This window comes from Salinibacterium sp., from assembly GCF_031364185.1.
Taxonomy (GTDB): domain Bacteria; phylum Actinomycetota; class Actinomycetes; order Actinomycetales; family Microbacteriaceae; genus Rhodoglobus.
Genome location: NZ_JANLVV010000306.1, coordinates 1 through 3,489 on the forward strand (window position 1 = coordinate 1; position 3,489 = coordinate 3,489).

Genomic DNA, 3,489 nt, shown 5'->3' on the forward strand with positions numbered 1-3,489 from the left:
ACGAGCAGCTCGATGAGCGAGTTGCCGCCGAGCCGGTTGGCCCCGAGCAGCCCGCTCGAGGCCTCGCCGATGGCGTACATCCCGACGACATCGGTGGAATGGTCATCCGGTCGCACCCACACGCCGCCCATGGAGTAGTGCGCGGTCGGGGCGATCTCGATGGCGGTGGTGGTGACATCCAGCACCTGCAATTCGAGCATGGTCTGGTATACGCGGGGCAGTCGCGTCATGATCGTCTCGCGGGGCAGGTGGGAGATGTCGAGCAGCACTCCGCCCTTTGCGGTGCCGCGCCCCTCCTTGATCTCGGTGTACGCGGCGAGCGCGACCCGGTCACGGGTGGACAACTCCATGCGCTCGGGGTCGTAGTTGGCCATGAAGCGCTCGCCGAGTACGTTCCGCAGCACCCCGCCCTCGCCCCTCGCGGCTTCGCTGATCAGGGTGCCCGCGGCATTCTCCGGTTCGAGGATGCCGCTCGGGTGAAACTGCACCAGCTCGGCGTCGCGCAGCCGGCCGCCGGCATCCACCGCCAGCTTGAAGGAGTCGCCGGTGTTCTCATCACGTCGGCTGGAGGTACGACGCCAGATTCGGTTGTGCCCACCGGCCGCGATGATGACCGCGTCGGCGATAATCGTCACCCGGCTGCCGTCGCGCAGGTCGAAGCCGTAGGCACCGAACACCACGTTATCGCGCACCAGGATGCGGGTGATGTATACCGAATCCAGGATCGGAACCTCGAGCTGGGTGGCCCTGGCCACCAGGGTGCGCTGGATTTCGAGCCCGGTGTAATCGCCCGCGAACGCGGTGCGACGGTACTTATGCGCCCCGAAATAGCGCTGGCTGATGCGACCGTCATTCTCGCGCGCGAACGGCATTCCCCATCGTTCGAGATCCTGGATGCCTCGGCCAGCGTTCTTCGTCACAATCTCGGCCGTGTGCGGGTTTGCCAGGAAGTAGCTCTCCTGGATGGTGTCTGCCGCATGCTGCTGCCAGCTGTCTTCGGCATCCATGGTGGCGAGCGCCGCGTTGATCCCGCCGGCCGCCAACGAGGTGTGTGCGTCGTTCTTCGGGCGCTTGCCTACCGCGAGAACGTCCACTCCGCGCTCGGACAGTTCGATCGCGGCCCGCAGGCCCGAACCTCCCGTGCCGATGACGAGAACGGAGGTAGAAATACGGCGACCAGTGACGGCGGTGTCGGGCATGCGGGAGCCTTTCCGTGGCAACGTGATGGAGCCACACCGGATGCGACTCCATCCCTCACGCTAGCCCTCGTTTCTGGGCTTTTGCCGCGATCGCGAGCGCGCTCGTTCGGCGCGAGCGCGACTGTGCGCACAGGCGCTGTCGCGCCGAGCGGGCGCGCTCGGGAGGGGACTCAGCGGCGCGTGGCGAGCAGCTCGCGCATGAACGTGATCTCGCTCGACTGGGCCTTCACGATGCTGTTCGCGAGGTCGAGCACGACGCGATTGGTGCTGCGTTCCACGATCGCCTTCGCCATCTCAACGCCGCCCTCATGGTGCGCGATCATGAGCCGAAGGAAGAGTCGCTCGGCGTCGACTCCCTCCGAGGCCGACAGCTGGGTGAGCTGCTCGCGGGTGGCGAGCCCGGGCATCGCGGAACCCGGCGAGTGGGGCATGCTGCCGCCCATATCGTGACTGGATGCGCCGAGCGGGGGGCGCGACATCCATGTCATGGAGGGCTCTGTGGCCGCCTGGGACAGCCCCCAGTCGGCAAGCCAGCCGAACATCTGGCCGGACTGCTGGGCCTGCGACGTGGCGATGTCGTAGGCGAGCAGCCGCACCTCGGGATCGTTTGTCGCGTCACGGATGACGAGAGCCATCTCGACGGCCTGCTGGTGATGCACCTGCATGTCGCGCGCGAATCCGGCTTCTGCACTCGAGTCGATCGGGTCACTCATCACCGGAGCGCTGACGCGACCTATGACGAGGGATGCCGCAACCAGCCCGATCGCCGTGAGCACCGCCGCGACGGCGAGCCGGGTGCGTCGCCCGGGGTCAGGCGATGCGTCCCGGGCCATCGATCGCTCCCGTGCACGCGGCGCCGGGTTCGGGGGCCGAGGCAGACTTCCAGTACTTCTGGATGAACGACTTCAGGCGTGGATCATCCACCCCATCAAGCTGCACCTGAGCGCCCCACGCCGAGATTACGACAGAGGCGGGGAGGCCCGGATACGGTGACAGCACCGAATAGGTGCTCGGCACGGCATCGCGGAGGGTGGCGATCTCGGATTCACTCAGCGCCTCGGGATCGTAGGTAACCCAGACCGCTCCGTGCTCGAGGGCGTGCACGGCATTCTCGTTGGCCTGAGGCTGGTCGTAAACGCCACAGTTGAGCCACGCCGCGAAGTGGTCGCCTCCGGCGGGCGGGTTCATGTCGTAGGTGGCCTGGTAATCCACTGGTGTGGGGTCGACGTGCACGCCGCCCACCAGCCCGGGGAACAGTTTCAGGCCGCTGATGGCAATGTCGTTCGGGTTGGGCTTCGGCGTGGCACCCACCACCACGAATCCGATGACGAGCGCCAGAACGGCCACGCCGCCGACGATGGCAGCCCCGATCCCGATGCGCCGGTTGCGTCGCTGGGTGGCCAGCTGCTTCTGCAGAACGGCGACTTTCTCGGCCCTCCGCTCGGTGCGCTGCTGCTTGACTGTGGGTTTCGATGGATCGGGCACGGCATCCTGTCGGCTCTGTGGGTGGTGCTGATCGATTATCGCCGCAATTGTCTCCGAAAGCAGTGTGAATGGCGCGAACCCGGTAAACCGAGAGCGGATGCGGGCGCCGGTAGCCTTGACATCATGAAGTACGCGAACAACATCCTCGACCTGGTCGGCAACACGCCCCTCGTGCGCCTCAACAAAGTCACCGAGGGAATCGCGGCCACCGTGCTCGCCAAAGTCGAATACCTCAACCCGGGCGGATCGTCCAAGGACCGCATTGCCACCCGCATCATCGACGATGCTGAGGCGAAGGGGCAGCTGTTGCCCGGGGGCACCATCGTTGAGCCCACCAGCGGCAATACGGGGGTTGGTTTGGCGCTCGTTGCCCAGCAGCGCGGCTACCACTGCATTTTCGTGCTGCCAGACAAGGTGGGCGAAGATAAGCGCAACGTCCTGACGGCCTACGGTGCGGAGATCGTCGTCACGCCCACGGCGGTTGCGCCCGACAGCCCCGAGTCGTACTACGGCGTGTCAGACCGACTCGCTCGTGACATCCCCGGCGCTTTCAAGCCAAACCAGTACGCGAACCCGAATGGCCCGCTCAGCCACTACGAGACCACGGGCCCCGAGATCTGGCGGGATACCGAGGGCCAAATCACCCATTTCGTCGCTGGGGTGGGAACCGGTGGCACGATCAGCGGCGTCGGACGCTACCTCAAGGAGGTGTCCAACGGAGCCGTGCGCATCATCGGCGCGGATCCCGAAGGCTCGGTGTACTCCGGCGGAACGGGGCGGCCCTACCTCGTCGAGGGCGTTGGCG

At 66.3% G+C, this 3,489-nt stretch carries 4 protein-coding genes; 1 reads left to right on the forward strand and 3 read right to left on the reverse strand.

Annotated features, from left to right (window positions below):
- From RMN95_RS13375 to RMN95_RS13385, 3 genes are all read right to left on the reverse strand, one after another.
- Positions 1-1,199: FAD-binding protein (locus tag RMN95_RS13375; protein WP_309617403.1), on the reverse strand; the 1,199-nt coding region annotated here is incomplete at its 3' end.
- A gap of 170 nt (positions 1,200-1,369) precedes the next feature.
- On the reverse strand, positions 1,370-2,032 hold the full coding sequence (locus tag RMN95_RS13380) for a DUF305 domain-containing protein (RefSeq protein WP_309617404.1): 663 nt from the start codon (positions 2,030-2,032) through the stop codon (positions 1,370-1,372).
- A complete protein-coding gene (locus RMN95_RS13385; RefSeq protein WP_309617405.1) occupies positions 2,010-2,684 on the reverse strand; it encodes a DUF3105 domain-containing protein in 675 nt (224 codons plus the stop codon). The genes RMN95_RS13380 and RMN95_RS13385 overlap by 23 nt, the downstream gene beginning before the upstream one ends.
- A 123-nt stretch (positions 2,685-2,807) precedes the next feature.
- Here RMN95_RS13385 and RMN95_RS13390 point away from each other — a divergent pair.
- The coding region (locus tag RMN95_RS13390) for a pyridoxal-phosphate dependent enzyme (RefSeq protein WP_309617406.1) at positions 2,808-3,489 on the forward strand (682 nt) is incomplete at its 3' end.

Coding starts and splice junctions, on each gene's coding strand:
- RMN95_RS13380 (WP_309617404.1), bottom strand. CDS start 2,032: ATGGCCCGGGACGCATCGCCTGACCCCGGGCGACGCACCCGGCTCGCC.